The sequence below is a fragment of the Microbacterium sp. LMI1-1-1.1 genome (assembly GCF_040815675.1).
Taxonomy (GTDB): domain Bacteria; phylum Actinomycetota; class Actinomycetes; order Actinomycetales; family Microbacteriaceae; genus Microbacterium.
In genome coordinates, this window is the sequence record NZ_JBFPNN010000001.1 from 481,125 (window position 1) to 495,308 (window position 14,184).

Sequence of the window (14,184 nt, forward strand, 5' to 3'; positions counted from 1 at the left end):
CTCGGGACCGCCCCGGGGTCAGGGCAGCGGCGTGTTGCGGCCGTCGAGTCGCGACGTGTCGACGGTGTCGCGCGCCCCGCGGCCGATCGCCCACAGGAACCCGGCGCCCCACGACAGGTGCATCGACGGCAGCACCGCGGCCGTCCACGCCTTGTCGCGCCACCCGCGTCCGCCGCCGCGTCCCAGCGCGACGACGCCGACGAGCGCGCCGTACGCCGCGAGCGGGAGGTGGACGAGGGATGCCGCGGCCGACCGGGTCCCGCGGAGCGCCCGGGTCGCCTGCAGGGCACCGACCACGACGGACGCACCGGCGGCCACGACCAGGGCCGGCGGGGCGAAGAAGCGGAGGGAGTTGCGGCGGCCGTAGCGGCGGACGAGCTCCCCGCGCCAGGCGCCGGTGGCCCGGAACTGCCGCACGAGCCGTGCCCAGCTCTCGCGCGGCCAGTAGACGACCGACAGCGACGGGTCGAACCAGACGCGGTAGCCGGCGCGGCGGATGCGGAGGTTGAGCTCCCAGTCCTCGCCGCGGCGGAGCGACTCGTCGAACATCCCGACCTCGTCCAGGACGGCCCGACGCATCACCCCGAGGTAGGCCGACTCCGCCTCGCCCTCCGCGGTGCCGCCGTGGTACGCACCGCCGCCGAGGCCGACGCGGGAGTTGTAGGCGCGGGCGACCGCCCGCTGGAACGGCGTGCGCCCGTCGGCGCGCATGACCCCGCCTACGTTGGCGGCCTTCACCCGTGCAAGGGTGGCGAGCGCGGCCCGGGTGTAGCCGGGCGACAGCTCCGAGTGCGCGTCGACCCGCACGATGGTCGGGTAGCGGCCGGCGCGGATGGCGCGGTTGAGTCCGACCGGGATGTCGGCGTCCGGGTTGTCGACCAGGACGATGCGTTCATCGGCGTCCCGCAGCAGCCGTGCGATGGCGTCCGTGCCGTCCGTCGAGGGCCCGAGGGCCAGGATGACCTCCACCGGCCCCGGCACGTCCTGCTGAAGGACCGTCTCCACGGCACGACGCAGATAGCGCTCCTCGTTCAGCACGGGCATGACGAAGCTGACGCCCGCATCGTCGGGGGGAACGGGCGCGTCGCGCCGGGCGGTGACGCCTCCGGGGGTGGCGAGGTGCATCCCCCGATCCTTTCACGTCGCACCCGCCGGTACCCTGGAGGGATGCCTCTCGCCCGTGACGCCCGGCTCGCCGTCGGCCTTCTGCGCAAGGCCCTGAACGCCCGCCGGGCCCGCCGGGCGCTGCGTCTGCGCCTGGCGCAGCGGGGCGAGCTCCCGGTCGGACGCTTCCGCATCGCGGTCTACTTCGCCGACAACGCGGTGAACATGTATCAGATGCGCCAGTGGTACGCCCCGCTGCGCGAGCTCGCGCGGGAGTGGCCGGTCCTCGTCGTCAGCCGTGGCGCCGGGGGCGCGAACGCCCTGCTCGAGGACGGGGCCCTGCCCGTGGCCTACGCGCCGACCGTGCGCGACGTCGAGCAGGTCCTCGCCGAGCAGGACGTCCGCATCGTGTTCTACGTCAACCAGAACACCCGCAACTTCCAGATGTTCCGGTACGGGCACCGCTGGCACGTGTTCATCAACCACGGCGAGTCCGACAAGATGTACATGACCACCAACCAGTTCAAGGCGTACGACTACGCCTTCGTCGCGGGCGATGCCGCGCGGGAGCGGCTGTCGCGGGTGCTGTGGGACTACGACCTCGACCGGCGCACCTACGCCATCGGGCGGCCGCAGGCCGACCACTACTCGGGGGACCTGCCCTACCAGCCGGACGAGCGGACCGTCGTGCTGTACGCCCCGACCTGGGAGGGCGATCGTCCGTCTGCCCACTACGGGTCGATCGCCTCGCACGGCGAGGCGCTCGTCGGCGCGCTGCTCGCCACCGGCCGCCACCGCGTCATCTACCGGCCGCATCCGCGCTCCGGTGTCGTCGACAGCGCCTACGGCGCGGCGAACACGCGGATCGTCGCGGCCCTCGCCGCCGCCAATGCCGCGGACCCGACAGCGAAGCACGTGCACGACACCGGCCCGGACCTCGGCTGGCAGCTTGCGGCCGCCGACCTGGCCGTCGTCGACATCTCCGCGATGGTCTACGACCGGCTCGCCGCCGACAAGCCGCTGCTCGTCACCCGCCCCGCCGACGCGGAGGCCCTCGTCGACACGTCGGGCTATCTGTCGGCCTGCGAATGGCTGGATGCCGCCGAGGCGGCATCCATCGTCCGTCACGCCGACCGCGTCCTCGGTGATCCCGAGTCCGTGGCCCGGCTGCAGCACTGGGTGCGGCACTACTTCGGCGACACGACCCCGGGAGCCGCGACCGCGCGGTTCCACGCCGCCGTCGGGGAGCTCATGCACCGCTGGGACGCCTGGCACGACCGCCCTGCGGCCGCCGGCGACGTCGAGGTCGAGACCGTCGACTGACCCCGACGCGCGGCGGGTCGGACGGGGTCAGGCCTCCCGCGGAGCGAGCCGGCCGATCGCCGCGAGCGGGATGCCGATCCAGTCCGGACGGTTGCGGGCCTCGTAGATCGCCTCGTACACGGCCTTGTCGAGCTCGAACGCGGCGAGCAGCTCCGGCGCGGACGCCCGCTCCGGGCCGATGGCGTCGGCGTACCCGTCGAGGAACGCCTGCTGCGCGGCGATGACCCAGGCCCGCACGGCGTCCGCGTCGGCGCTCTCGACCGCGCCGGAGACGTAGTCGAACGACCGCAGCATGCCGGCCACGTCGCGGACGGCGACGTCGGGGAGGAGGCGTTCGGCGATCGGACGCAGCGGCTCGCCCTCGAAGTCGAGGAGGACCCACCCGTTCTCGGCGGTGTCGAGCACCTGTCCGAGGTGGAGGTCGCCGTGCACGCGCTGGAGCGGCGGCCATGCGGCCTGCGCCCCCGCCGCGTACACCTCGCGGATCCGGTCGGCGTGCGGAGCCAGGGCGGGCACCTCGGCCAGCGCGATGGCGAGGCGGCGGTTCCACGCCCCGGCCACCGCCGCGCGGTCGTCCTCGCCGGGCTCCCGGGTGGGGAAGCTCTCCGCGAGCGCGAGATGCATGCGACCGACCGACTCGCCCAGCAGGCGGGCGCGCTCGGCGAAGTCCTCGCCGTCCTCGGCCGCGCGCAGCGCGACGCGCCAGGCGTCCTCGACGCCCTCGAAGAACTCCTGCGCGAAGGCCAGCGACCCCGAGACGTGCTCGCCCGAGGGCGTCGTCCAAGTCCCGTGGACCTCGCCGACGGATGCCGGGACGAACCGGGCCCCGCCGGCCGCCAGCGCGGACTGGAGCTCGACGTCGGGGTTCACCCCCGGGTTCACCTGTCGGAACAGCTTGCAGATCACCGGCTCGCCGCCCTCGGCGGGACGGTAGATGATCGAGGTGTTCGACTGCTCGCCGCTGAGGACGCGCGCTGTCGCCGCGGGGGCGGACAGCCGCGCCGGGTCCAGTGCCGTGGCGGTCAGCGTCGCGTCCCCGGACCCGGCCGAGCCGCCGGCCGTGACCCAGCGGTACAGCAGGTCGGTGAAGGCCTCGTCGACGGTGGCATCCATCCACACCCGCCCCTCGGCGGCAGGGCCGATGACGGACGGCGACGGCGCGGCATCCGGCGTCCGCTCGACGACCGGCACCTGGTAGAGCACCGGGGGAGCGGTCGTGGCGTCCTGGACGAGCAGCAAGTGCGTGCCCGGGGCGTCGAGCTCCCACGAGGCGATCAGGGTCAGGCGCGGCTGCCTGCCCTTGCTGCCGTACCAGCGCTGCTGCGGCATCCAGACGGTCAGGAGGTCGAGGAGATCACCCATGCCGCGAACCTACCGGCCTCACCTCGATCGTCCCCCAGGCCTTGCGCCGGGGCCCGGTCGATGGAAGGAGGACGGATGCCGCCCCTCGCGGTGGCGCGTCAGAAGCGGTCGCGGGAGTCGGGGACGGCCGTCGTGTCGACGGGGCTCTCGCCGACGAGGTGGGGCGGGGTCTCGTCCGAGCCGGGCGCGTCCGATGCCTGCCCGCCCGTCGCCGCCGCACCGGGGACCGGTGCGCCGGGGACGTCGCGATGGAGTGTCTCGGGATCGGGCGCGTCCCAGTTCGCGTCGGCGGCACGGGCGGTGCCCGTGGTCGTCTCGGCGGTGGCCGGGTCGTCGTCGCCGGTGGCATCCGGGTCCCCGTCCTCGTCGCGCCGGCGCCGCGGCAGGATCGCCTTCGCGGCCGATCCGGTGCGGCGACCGACCCCGCCGATCGCGCCGGCGATGGCACCGCCCACGCGGGCCACGCCGTGGACGGCGGCGTGCTCGAGGCGCTCCGAGCCGGGCCGCGGCTCGATGTCGGCCGGCAGCGTCGACGGGGGAGCGCCGAACGCCTTGCGCGAGGTGGTCAAAACGCGACGGCCGAGGATGTGGTTGCCCGTGCCGCCGACGACCGCGCCGACGCCGAAGGGGAGCGCCTTGCCGAGCCAGGACGCGCCGCCGCGCGCGACGAACTGGCGCGTGAAGCTCGTCTTGAGACGGTCCACGAGCGGTCCGACCGCGGCGCGGGGGAGCGTCTTCGTGATCATCTCGCCCCAGTAGGACTGACGCCCCGGACCCCGCCCGGCCGCCTGCGCGGCGAGCTGCGAGACGAGGTCGACGCCTTCCTTGCCGAGCATGAGCGTGAGGACGAGTGCCCGGGCGCGCTCCGGGTCCTCCACGGCGACGCCGTGCACCTCGGCGACGGACTGCGCGTACAGCGCCGTCGCCTCGAGGAACCCGAGCGTCTCCACGCCGCTGAGGGCGAGCGTGACGCCCGTCCCGATCCCGGGGACCACCGCCGTCGCGCCGACCGCGGCGCCGCCGGTGGTGACGGCGGCGAGGTAGCGGCGCTCCAGGATGCGCAGGATCTCTTCGGGAGAGGCGTCGGGATGCCGCAGGCGCACGCTGCGGAGATGAGCGAGCACCGCCGGCCGCTGGATCGCCATCACCCGATCGAGCGCCCGGATGGTCCGGGGATGCTCGTCCGACCCGGTCGGCGGCATCCCGCCCTTCCACGGGGAGTCGTCGGGCAGGGAATGGATGCGGTGCACCTTCTCAGCCATGCGGCTATCCTGCCCCGTCCGCCTGTCCGTGTTCCGTCCTTGACAGACCGGGCCGCCCGCGTCGCGGGGGTGCGACGCGGAGGTCAGACGTAGAGGTTGGCCCGCTCGAGGTCCTCGGCGAAGTCCACCTCGACCGCGTAGAGGTCGGAGATGTCGAGCGGCTCGACGCGCATGCCGTTCTCGGCGATGGCGAGCTCGATGCCGCGCTCGAAGTAGTCCTGGTCGCCGACGCGCTGGAGCTGGCGCTGCAGGGCCTTCTTGTCGACGGAGGAGACGTAGTTGATGCCGACGGCCTCGCCGATCCCGCCGACGACGACCTTCGACAGCTCGTCGATGAAGCCCTCCGCGTCGACCGTGTACTTGACCTCTTCGTCGCTGACCTTGGCGGTGTTCACCGTCACGAAGGAGCGATCGGCCTCGACCAGCTCGGCGGCGCGACCGAGCACGCGCGGGTCGAACACGACGTCGCCGTTCATCCACAGCACACCCGCGCGACCCGTCTTGGCGAGGGCGCGCAGGAGCGACTTGGAGGTGTTGGTCTGGTCGTAGCGGTCGTTGTAGACGTAATCGACGTGCGGGAAGGCGTCCACGATGGTCTCGGCGCGGTAGCCGACCACCGTGGTGATGCGCGCGTCCGAGCCGAAGGCGGCACGGATGTTGTCGTGCTGCTGCTGCATGATGCTGCGGCCGTCGCTGAGCTCGGTGAGGGGCTTGGGCAGGCTGCGTCCGAGACGCGAGCCCATCCCGGCTGCGAGGATGACGATCTGAACGGTCAAGGCTGCTCCTGGGGGGATGAGTGGTCACTTCCGGTTCACCGGAACGTCACGCCTTTGTGCCGGATCGATGCTAGCGAAATGCTCTGAAAAGGTGCAGGATATGCGCCACTCGTTGTGCTTTCGTGATCCGTCGGGATAGCGATACCCAGGGTCCCCCGGGCGTGTTCGTCGGAGGCGGTTGGTAGTTTGGAGCGATGACAGCGTCGCTGCCGCAGCCCTCGGAAGATTCCTCCCCCCGCACGGAGGACGCTGTCGCGAGCGCCCGCGTCGACGCCCCCGCCGCGCCGCCGGCCCCGAAGCCCCGCGCCCCGCGCAAGACGACTCCGCGGACCCCCGCGTCCCCGCGTCCGGTCCGGCCCGCGAAGACGGCGTCGACGACGGATGCCACCCCGTCCGCGCCCGTCGGGACGGACGGTTCCGTCGACTCGTCGGATGCCGCTGCGCCCTCGGCCGAGGCCGGTGCTCGAGCCGTGTCCGAGCCCGGCGCCGCGCCGAAGAAGACCCCCGCTCGGCGCTCCGCGGGCTCCGCGTCCGCGGGGACCGCGAAGCGGACCGCGGCCCCGCGCACGCCCGCGAAGAGCACGGCGGCGAAGAAGGCGGCCGCCGGTGCCGGCTCGACGAGCGCAGCGGACGCGGAGACGGACGCGACGGCAGCGGCCGAGGCGGCGGAGGCCGGCTCCGCGCCGACCACGCCGGCCGAGGGCGGCACCGAGACCACCGCTCCCGCCGCCCCGCGTCGTCCCGCCGCGCCGCGCGCCACCGCGACGAAGAAGACCACGAGCGCCCGCACGACCGCCGCGAAGAAGCCGGCCGCGCCGCGGGCCCGTCCCGCCTCGGCCTCCGCGAAGACGGAGGGGACCGCACCGGCGGCCCCGCCGAAGAAGCCCCGCGCGCCGCGCGCCACCACAGCCCGGTCCGCGGGCACGACGTCGTCCGGCTCCGCGCGCGCCGCCGAGCTCGTGACCGACCGGCAGGAAGCCACCGTCGTGACCCCCGGGCCTCCGCCCGCGCTGCCCGTCGATCTCGTCATCCCGCCTCGTCCGCCCCTGCCGGCGGTCGACCTCGCGGGGTCGGAGTCCGCCGACGGCGCTCGTCCGGATGAGCCGGCCGAGCCGATCGACGCAGCGGCCGTCGCGCCGGCCGTGGAGGAGCCCGCCGAAGACACGGGCGCTGCACCGGTCGAGGACACGGCTGCCGCGCCCCTCGAGGACACAGCCGTCGAGCCCACGGCTGCGCCGGTCGAGGACACCGCCGTCGCGCCCACGGCTGCGCCGGTCGAGGACACCGCCGTTGCGCCGGCCGAAGACGCTGCCGTCGCGCCGGCCGAGGACACGATCGTCGAGCCGACCGAAGACGGGCCCGTGACCGAGTCGGCGCACGAGGACACCGTCGCGCCGACCGTGGGCGAAGCGAGCGAGGGCGCCGCCGCCGCGCCCGCGGACACGGCGCTCGAGGACGCGGCGCCCGCCGACCCCACGCCCGCGGACGCGGACGCGGCGGTGAAGGAGCCGGCCGTCGCCGAGGACGCCGACCTCGAGGACGCGGCGCCCGCCGACCCGACGCCCGCGCCCGCGGACGCGGCGGTGAAGGAGCCGGCCGTCGCCGAGGACGCCGACCGCGAGGGCGCGTCGCCCGCCGACCCGACGCGCGCGGACGTCCCGGTGGAGGAGCCTCCGGTCGTGGCCGAGACCGCGCCCGAGGACGAGCCGGTGCCGTCCGCCGACGAGGCCGAGGCCGCCGATCGCGTGGAGACGGCGACCCTCGAGCCCGGCGAGGTCGGGACGCCGAGCCCGGTGGCATCCATCGACACCCTCGAGACGACGGAGGATCCCACCCCTCCGGACGTCGGGCCCGAAGACGAGGGGACATCCGCGCGCGCGGATGTCGAGCCGGCCGGCGTCACGGCCGTCCTCGCGGAGCCGCTCGCCGAGACGGACACGCCGGCGCTGACCCTGCGCGGCGTCTCGAAGTCGTTCGGCGACCTGCGGGCCGTCGACGCCATCGACCTCACGGTCCCGGCGGGCTCCTTCTACGGCCTCGTCGGGCCCAACGGCGCGGGCAAGACGACCACGCTGTCGATCATCGCCGGGCTGCTGCGCGCCGACCGCGGCACGATCACCGTCAACGGGGTCGACGCGTCCAAGAAGCGCGGCGCGGCGAAGAACGCGCTCGGCGTGCTCCCCGACCGGCTGCGCACGTTCGATCGCCTCACCGGTCGGCAGCTCCTGCACTACTACGGCGTGCTGCGCGGACTGCCGGCGTCCGTCGTCGAGAGCCGCACCGCGGACCTGGCCCGTGCCTTCGATCTCGTCGACGCGCTCGCCCGCCCTGTGTCCGACTACTCGGCCGGGATGACGAAGAAGGTGATGCTCGCCGGCGCGATGATCCATTCGCCGCGCCTGCTCGTCCTCGACGAGCCGTTCGAGGCCGTCGACCCGGTCTCGAGCGCGACCATCCTCGACATCCTCGGGTCCTACGTCCGCCACGGCGGCACCGTCATCCTGTCGAGTCACGGCATGGAGCTCGTCGAGCGCGTCTGCACGCGCGTGGCCGTGATCGTCTCGGGCCAGGTGCTCGCCGAGGGCACGGTCGACGAGGTGCGCGGCGAGGCGACGCTGGAGCAGCGGTTCCTCGAGCTGGCCGGCGGCCTCGGCGACGTGGAGGGCCTGGAATGGTTGCACACGTTCTCCGACTGAGGCTCGCGATGCTGGTCGGCGCCCTCCGGGGCGACCGCCGGCATGTCGTGCGCACCGCCGTCGGCGTCGTCCTCCTCGTGGTCGCGACGGTCGTCGCCGTCCGCAGCGCCGTCGGGCTGGCCGACGCGGGCGGCCTCACCACCGCCGTCGTCTCCGTGCTCGCCGGCTCCGCCGTGACCCTCGGGTTCGCCGTCGCGCCCATCGTCACGGGGGCGGTCGACCCGCTCGACCCGCGACGCTTCGCCGTCATCGGCCCGGAGCCCCGGCCCCTCGCCGGGGCGCTCCTGCTGGCGGGCTTCCTGAGCGTCCCCGCTCTGGTCGTCCTCGCGCTCTCGCTCGCGCTGGGCGGCGCATGGCTCGCACACGGCGCGTCGCCCGTCGCTGTCGTCGCGTCCGTCGTGCTCGGGGTGGCGACGTGCGTGCTGCTCGCTCGCGTCTGCATGGCGGTCGGAGCCCTGTTGCTGCGCCCCCGCCAGTCGCGCGAGCTCGCCGGCGTCTATCTCGTCGGCGTCCTCGTGGTCGTCGTGCCCACCGCGGTGTTCCTCGGGTCCCTCGAGTGGGACGGCGTCGTGCCGTCGCAGCTGGTCTCGACCGCCGAGATCCTCGCCTGGACGCCCGTCGGCGCCGCGTGGGGCATCGCCCTCGCGCCGAGCGCCGGAGCCGCCTGGGGGAGCGCCGCGGTCGCCCTCGCCACGGTGGGTGCGCTCACCGCGCTGTGGTTCCTCATCGTGCGGGTCCTCCTCACCACGACTCCGCGCCCCGTCGCCGTGCGCGAGCAGGGCGGTCTCGGCTGGTTCGCCCTGCTGCCGGGCACGCCGGGCGGGGCCGTCGCCGCGCGCAGCCTCTCCTACTGGCTCCGCGACCGCCGCTATCTCGTCAACATCGTGGTCGTCCCCGTCGCCGCGGTCCTGACGACGGTGCCGCTGCTCCTGGCCGGCGTTCCGCTGGAGGTCGCCGCCCTCGTCCCCGTGCCGATCATGGCGCTCTTCTTCGGCTGGCTCCCGCACAACGACCTCGCCTACGACTCGACGGCGGTGTGGATGCACGTCGCCAGCGGCATGCGCGGCGTCTCGGACCGCGTCGGCCGTCTCGTGCCCGTCCTGCTCATCGGCGTGCCGATCCTGGCGGTCGCGCTGCCGATCGCGATCGCCGCGCACGGACGCTGGTCGCTGCTGCCCGCGCTCGTCGGGGTCTGCGCGGCCCTCTTCCTGGCGGGGCTGGGACTGTCCAGCGTGTCCTCCGTCCTCGCTCCCTACGCCGTCTCTCGGCCGGGCGACAGCCCGTTCCAGCAGCCGCAGCGCACCGGCTCCGGCGGGGTCGTGGCGCCGGGCGGCGTCATGGTGGGAGCCGTCCTCGCGGCGGCGCCCGCGATGTGGTTCGCCTGGCAGGCCCTGACGACGGGAGCGGACGACAGCGCGGCCGCCCTCTGGTCGGGCATCGGCGCGGGCGTGGTCGTCCTCGTGCTCGGAGTCGTCATCGGCGCGGCGCTGTTCGAGCGCCGCGGGACCGCGCTGATGGAGTTCGCAGAGGCGGCCTGACCGTCCGCTCCGCGCCGGGCGCGGCTACACTGGCTGACCATGAGCACGCCTCTCGACAGTCCGGACAGCGGGGGTCTCGCGACCCTGGATCGCGAGCTCGAAGAGCTCATCCGCGAAGAGAACATCGAGCCCGGCGACCACGAGCGCTTCTCGCATTACGTCAAGAAGGACAAGATCCTCGAGTCCGCTCTCACCGGCAAGCCGGTCCGCGCCCTGTGCGGCAAGAAGTGGACCCCGGGCCGCGACCCGGAGAAGTTCCCGGTGTGCCCCCAGTGCAAAGAGATCTACGAGTCGCTGAATAAGTGACCCGGCGGGCGGTGGGGCGGCGACGCCCCGCCGCTCACACCTCCTGATACTCCGTGGGGATGGCCGGCTCCGACCGGCTCAGCGCGAGCGCCCGGACCGGGAGCTCCTCGCGGACGCGGGCGTGATGCGCCCGTGCCGCCTCGACGCCGTCGGGACCCAGGGCCGCGGCATCCGGTTCCCCCGCCACCATCAGCGGGACCTGCAGCGCCCGCGCGTCCGGGTGCGCGGACGGGGTGGACAGCTCCTCGAAGCCGTCGCTGACGACGATGAGCTCGCTCGTCGCCGTCCCGCCGTCGAGGGTGCGGAAGGCCGCCTTGCGTCCGCCGCGGGAGATCTTCTGGCTGGATGCCTTGGCGACGGGCACCCAGGAGCCGTCCGCGTCCGCGCGGGCGACGATCTTGAACACCAGTCCGGCGGTCGGCGTGCCCGAGCCGGTGACGACCGACGTGCCCGCGCCGTAGCTGTCGACGGGGGAGGCAGCCAGTGCGGCGATCGCGTACTCGTCGAGGTCGCTCGTGACCGTGATGCGCGTCCCCGTCGCCCCGAGGTCGTCCAGCAAAGCGCGGACCTCCGCGGCGACCGTGGGCAGGTCGCCCGAGTCGATACGGACGCCGCCGAGACCCGTGCCGGCGACGCGGACGGCCGTGCGGACGCCCTCCTCGATGTCGTACGTGTCCACCAGGAGGGTGGTGTCCGTGCCGAGCGCCTCGATCTGCGAGCGGAAGGCGTCCTCCTCGCTGTCGTGGAGGAGCGTCCAGGCGTGCGCGGCGGTGCCCATCGTGGGGACGCCCCAGCGGTGACCCGCCTCCAGGTTGCTCGTGGCCGAGAAGCCGGCGATGTAGGCGGCGCGCGCGGCGGCGACGGCGGACTCCTCGCCGGCACGCCGCGATCCCATCTCGGCCAGCGGGCGGTCTCCGGCGGCGACGCTCATGCGCGCCGCGGCCGTGGCGACGGCCGAGTCGTAGTTGAGGATGCTCAGGGCGAGCGTCTCCAGCACGACGGCCTCGGCGAAGGTGCCCTCGATCGTCAGCAGCGGTGAGCCCGGGAAGTAGGCCTCGCCCTCGCGATAGCCGGTGATGGACCCCGTGAAGCGGTAGTCCGCGAGGAACGTCAGGGTGGCGGCATCCACGATCCGGTTGTCGCGCAGGAACCGGAGCTCCTCGTCGCCGAAGCGGAAGTCGCGGATCGCGTCGAGGAGGCGGCCGGTGCCCGCGACGACGCCGAACCGGCGCCCGCCGGACAGGCGGCGGCCGAACACCTCGAACACGCAGCGGCGGTCGGCGGTGCCGTCGCGCAGGGCGGCGTCGAGCATCGTGAGCTCGTAGCGATCGGTGTGCAGGGCCGTGCTCCGGGTCATGGCGCCAGCCTATTCCGGGCGCTCGCGCGGACCGAGACGGGCGTTGGGTGGTTGACATCCGCACCGGGCGCCGGAGTCGGGTGCCGGTCGGGCCACGCCCCGCCGGGTAGGCTGGCTCCCTATGGACGACGCGCCGATCGGGATCTTCGACTCGGGGGTCGGCGGTCTCACCGTCGCCCGCGCCGTCTCGCAGCAGCTCCCGCGCGAGTCGATCCTCTACATCGGCGACACCGCCCGCTCGCCCTACGGACCGAAGCCGATCGCGGACGTCCGCAAGTACGCGCTCGAGGTGCTGGACACCCTCGTCGAGCAGGGCGTGAAGATCCTCGTCATCGCCTGCAACACCGCCTCGGCCGCCATGCTCCGCGACGCCCGCGAGCGGTACGACGTGCCCGTCGTCGAGGTCATCGGCCCGGCCGTGCGCACCGCGATGTCGACCACCCGCAACGGCCGCATCGGCGTCATCGGCACCGTGGGGACGATCGGATCCCGCGCCTACCAGGACATGCTCGAGGTGAACGAGCGCCTGACCGTGTTCGCCGAGGCCTGCCCGCGGTTCGTCGAGTTCGTCGAGGCGGGCGTCACCGACTCGCCCGAGGTGCTCGCCGTCGCGGAGGAGTACCTCGCGCCGCTCCGGCACGCCGGCGTCGACACCCTCGTGCTCGGCTGCACCCACTACCCGTTCCTCGAGGGCGCCATCAGCTACGTGATGGGCCCCGACGTCAGCCTCGTCTCGAGCGACAGCGAGACCGCGAAGGACGTCTACCGTCAGCTGGTCTCCCGCGACCTCCTGGCGGGACCGGATGCCATCGCCTCCCACCGCTACGAGGCCACCGGCGCCTCCGCCGACGAGTTCCTGCGCCTCGCGCACCGCCTGATGGGCCGTGAGGTCCGCGAAGTCCAGCTGGTGCAGACCGGCGCCATCGACCTGCCGCGCTGACCGCGGCATCCATTCATCCGAGGAGAAGCATGGACACCCGCAAGGACGGCCGCGCCGTCGACGACCTGCGTCCCGTCACGATCGAGCGCGGCTGGTCCGCACACGCCGAGGGCTCGGCGCTCATCACGTTCGGCGGCACCAAGGTGCTGTGCACCGCGTCGTTCACGAACGGCGTGCCGCGCTGGCTCACCGGCAAGGGCAAGGGCTGGGTCACCGCCGAGTACGCGATGCTGCCGCGCGCGACGAACAGCCGCAACGACCGCGAGAGCATCAAGGGCAAGGTCGGCGGCCGGACGCACGAGATCTCGCGCCTGATCGGCCGCGCCCTCCGTGCCGTCGTCGACACCAAGGCCCTCGGCGAGAACACGATCGTCATCGACTGCGACGTCCTGCAGGCCGACGGCGGCACGCGAACCGCGGCGATCACCGGCGCCTACGTGGCCCTGGCGGATGCCATCGCCTGGGGCCGCGAGAAGAAGTTCATCGCCCAGCGGTCCGAGGTGCTCGTGGACTCGGTGTCCGCCGTCTCGGTCGGCATCGTCGACGGCACGCCGCTGCTGGACCTCGCCTACGTCGAGGACGTCCGCGCCGAGACCGACATGAACGTCGTCGTCACGGGACGCGGGCTGTTCGTCGAGGTGCAGGGCACCGCGGAGGGCGCGCCGTTCGACAAGCGCGAGCTCGACCAGCTCCTGGAGCTGGGCGTCAACGGCTGCGCGCAGCTGCGCGACCTGCAGACCGCGGCGCTCGAGGGCTGACATGGCCCGCATCGTTCTGGCCACGCACAACCCGCACAAGGTCGAGGAGTTCCAGGCGATCGTCGCCGAGGTGCGGCCCGACCTGGAGGTCGTCGGCTACGACGGTCCCGAGCCGGTCGAGGACGGCGTGACCTTCGCCGCGAACGCGCTGATCAAGGCGCGCGCGGCCGCGGCGCACACGGGACTGCCGGCGCTCGCGGACGACTCCGGCGTGGCCGTCGACGTGCTCGGCGGATCGCCCGGCGTCTTCTCGGCCTACTGGGCGGGACATCGGAAGGATGCCACGGCCAATCTCGAGCTGCTCCTGGACCAGCTGTCCGACGTGGCCGATCCGCACCGCACCGCGCAGTTCGTCTCCGTGATCGCGCTCGTGCGGCCGGACGGGAGCGAGGACACCGTCGAGGGCCGCTGGCCCGGGCGCCTCGCCACGGCGCCCGCCGGTCCGGGCGGCTTCGGCTACGACCCGATCTTCCTCCCCGACGGCCAGCCGCAGGACGCGGAGCGGACCGTCGGCGAATGGTCCGCCGCCGAGAAGAACGCCGCCTCGCATCGCGCGCGGGCCTTCCGCGCGCTGGTTCCGCTGCTCGCGCAGCTCTGACGCGGCGGGCGCGGGCCGGTCGGCCGGTCCGGCGCGTCGTCGGTTTTGTCGGGCCGCTGGGGCGCGTGCGTCCTGCTGTGGCGCCTGAGCCGCTCGTGGCCCCGCACGCCCTGCATTCTCGCGTCGGGTCGGCGGGCCGCCCGCCGTCCGGCGCTCGCGGTCGC

General features: G+C 74.0%; 11 protein-coding genes and 1 pseudogene. 7 read left to right on the plus strand and 5 right to left on the minus strand.

All coding sequences use genetic code 11. From position 1 onward, the window contains the following. Positions 1–18: 18 nt before the first annotated feature. A complete protein-coding gene (locus MRBLMI1_RS02220) occupies positions 19–1,125 on the minus strand; it encodes a glycosyltransferase family 2 protein (protein WP_367726510.1) in 1,107 nt (368 codons plus the stop codon). Between the two features lie 42 nt (positions 1,126–1,167). On the opposite strand from MRBLMI1_RS02220, the gene MRBLMI1_RS02225 reads away from it, so the two are divergent. Beyond that, entirely contained in the window at positions 1,168–2,427 is a 1,260-nt protein-coding gene (locus MRBLMI1_RS02225; RefSeq protein ID WP_367726511.1) for a CDP-glycerol glycerophosphotransferase family protein, read from the plus strand. 27 nt (positions 2,428–2,454) lie between these two features. On the opposite strand, the gene MRBLMI1_RS02230 is transcribed toward MRBLMI1_RS02225, so the two are convergent. From MRBLMI1_RS02230 to MRBLMI1_RS02240, 3 genes and pseudogenes are all read right to left on the minus strand, one after another. Continuing rightward, positions 2,455–3,789, minus strand: a complete 1,335-nt coding sequence (locus MRBLMI1_RS02230) for a maltokinase N-terminal cap-like domain-containing protein (protein ID WP_367726512.1) — start codon at positions 3,787–3,789, stop codon at positions 2,455–2,457. 317 nt (positions 3,790–4,106) lie between these two features. After that, positions 4,107–5,051, minus strand: a pseudogene (locus tag MRBLMI1_RS02235) (hypothetical protein); the annotation flags it as partial. Between the two features lie 83 nt (positions 5,052–5,134). Further along, a complete protein-coding gene (locus tag MRBLMI1_RS02240; protein ID WP_367726513.1) occupies positions 5,135–5,827 on the minus strand; it encodes an NTP transferase domain-containing protein in 693 nt (230 codons plus the stop codon). Between the two features lie 194 nt (positions 5,828–6,021). Here MRBLMI1_RS02240 and MRBLMI1_RS02245 point away from each other — a divergent pair, with 194 nt between their 5' ends. From MRBLMI1_RS02245 to MRBLMI1_RS02255, 3 genes are read left to right on the plus strand one after another with little or no spacing between them, the layout of a single operon-like run. Then, positions 6,022–8,523, plus strand: a complete 2,502-nt coding sequence (locus tag MRBLMI1_RS02245) for an ABC transporter ATP-binding protein (protein ID WP_367726514.1) — start codon at positions 6,022–6,024, stop codon at positions 8,521–8,523. Beyond that, positions 8,499–10,061: a hypothetical protein gene (locus MRBLMI1_RS02250; RefSeq protein ID WP_367726515.1), complete on the plus strand. Its 1,563-nt coding sequence runs from the start codon at positions 8,499–8,501 to the stop codon at positions 10,059–10,061. The genes MRBLMI1_RS02245 and MRBLMI1_RS02250 overlap by 25 nt, the downstream gene beginning before the upstream one ends. Positions 10,062–10,100: 39 nt before the next feature. After that, positions 10,101–10,367 carry a DUF3039 domain-containing protein gene (locus MRBLMI1_RS02255; RefSeq protein ID WP_367726516.1) on the plus strand — a complete coding sequence of 89 codons (267 nt, stop codon included), beginning with the start codon at positions 10,101–10,103 and terminating at the stop codon, positions 10,365–10,367. A 34-nt stretch (positions 10,368–10,401) separates the two neighbouring features. On the opposite strand, the gene MRBLMI1_RS02260 is transcribed toward MRBLMI1_RS02255, so the two are convergent. Continuing rightward, positions 10,402–11,724: a nicotinate phosphoribosyltransferase gene (locus tag MRBLMI1_RS02260; protein WP_367726517.1), complete on the minus strand. Its 1,323-nt coding sequence runs from the start codon at positions 11,722–11,724 to the stop codon at positions 10,402–10,404. Positions 11,725–11,845: 121 nt separating this feature from the next. Here MRBLMI1_RS02260 and murI point away from each other — a divergent pair, with 121 nt between their 5' ends. Genes murI through rdgB form a run of 3 tightly spaced genes read left to right on the plus strand, consistent with a single transcriptional unit; the run spans position 11,846 to position 14,020 of the window. Next, on the plus strand, positions 11,846–12,664 hold the full coding sequence (murI, locus tag MRBLMI1_RS02265) for a glutamate racemase (RefSeq protein ID WP_367726518.1): 819 nt from the start codon (positions 11,846–11,848) through the stop codon (positions 12,662–12,664). A gap of 29 nt (positions 12,665–12,693) precedes the next feature. Continuing rightward, entirely contained in the window at positions 12,694–13,422 is a 729-nt protein-coding gene (gene rph, locus MRBLMI1_RS02270) for a ribonuclease PH (RefSeq protein ID WP_367726519.1), read from the plus strand. 1 nt (position 13,423) lies between these two features. Continuing rightward, on the plus strand, positions 13,424–14,020 hold the full coding sequence (rdgB, locus tag MRBLMI1_RS02275; RefSeq protein WP_367726520.1) for an RdgB/HAM1 family non-canonical purine NTP pyrophosphatase: 597 nt from the start codon (positions 13,424–13,426) through the stop codon (positions 14,018–14,020). The last annotated feature ends 164 nt before the right edge of the window (positions 14,021–14,184 follow it).

What these genes read in the sequence shown, in the direction of transcription:
- MRBLMI1_RS02225 (WP_367726511.1), top strand. Translation starts at nt 1,168, where the DNA reads ATGCCTCTCGCCCGTGACGCCCGGCTCGCCGTCGGCCTTCTGCGCAAG.
- MRBLMI1_RS02220 (WP_367726510.1), bottom strand. Translation starts at nt 1,125, where the DNA reads ATGCACCTCGCCACCCCCGGAGGCGTCACCGCCCGGCGCGACGCGCCC.
- rph (WP_367726519.1), top strand. Translation starts at nt 12,694, where the DNA reads ATGGACACCCGCAAGGACGGCCGCGCCGTCGACGACCTGCGTCCCGTC.
- MRBLMI1_RS02245 (WP_367726514.1), top strand. Translation starts at nt 6,022, where the DNA reads ATGACAGCGTCGCTGCCGCAGCCCTCGGAAGATTCCTCCCCCCGCACG.
- MRBLMI1_RS02230 (WP_367726512.1), bottom strand. Translation starts at nt 3,789, where the DNA reads ATGGGTGATCTCCTCGACCTCCTGACCGTCTGGATGCCGCAGCAGCGC.
- MRBLMI1_RS02250 (WP_367726515.1), top strand. Translation starts at nt 8,499, where the DNA reads ATGGTTGCACACGTTCTCCGACTGAGGCTCGCGATGCTGGTCGGCGCC.
- rdgB (WP_367726520.1), top strand. Translation starts at nt 13,424, where the DNA reads ATGGCCCGCATCGTTCTGGCCACGCACAACCCGCACAAGGTCGAGGAG.
- murI (WP_367726518.1), top strand. Translation starts at nt 11,846, where the DNA reads ATGGACGACGCGCCGATCGGGATCTTCGACTCGGGGGTCGGCGGTCTC.
- MRBLMI1_RS02255 (WP_367726516.1), top strand. Translation starts at nt 10,101, where the DNA reads ATGAGCACGCCTCTCGACAGTCCGGACAGCGGGGGTCTCGCGACCCTG.
- MRBLMI1_RS02260 (WP_367726517.1), bottom strand. Translation starts at nt 11,724, where the DNA reads ATGACCCGGAGCACGGCCCTGCACACCGATCGCTACGAGCTCACGATG.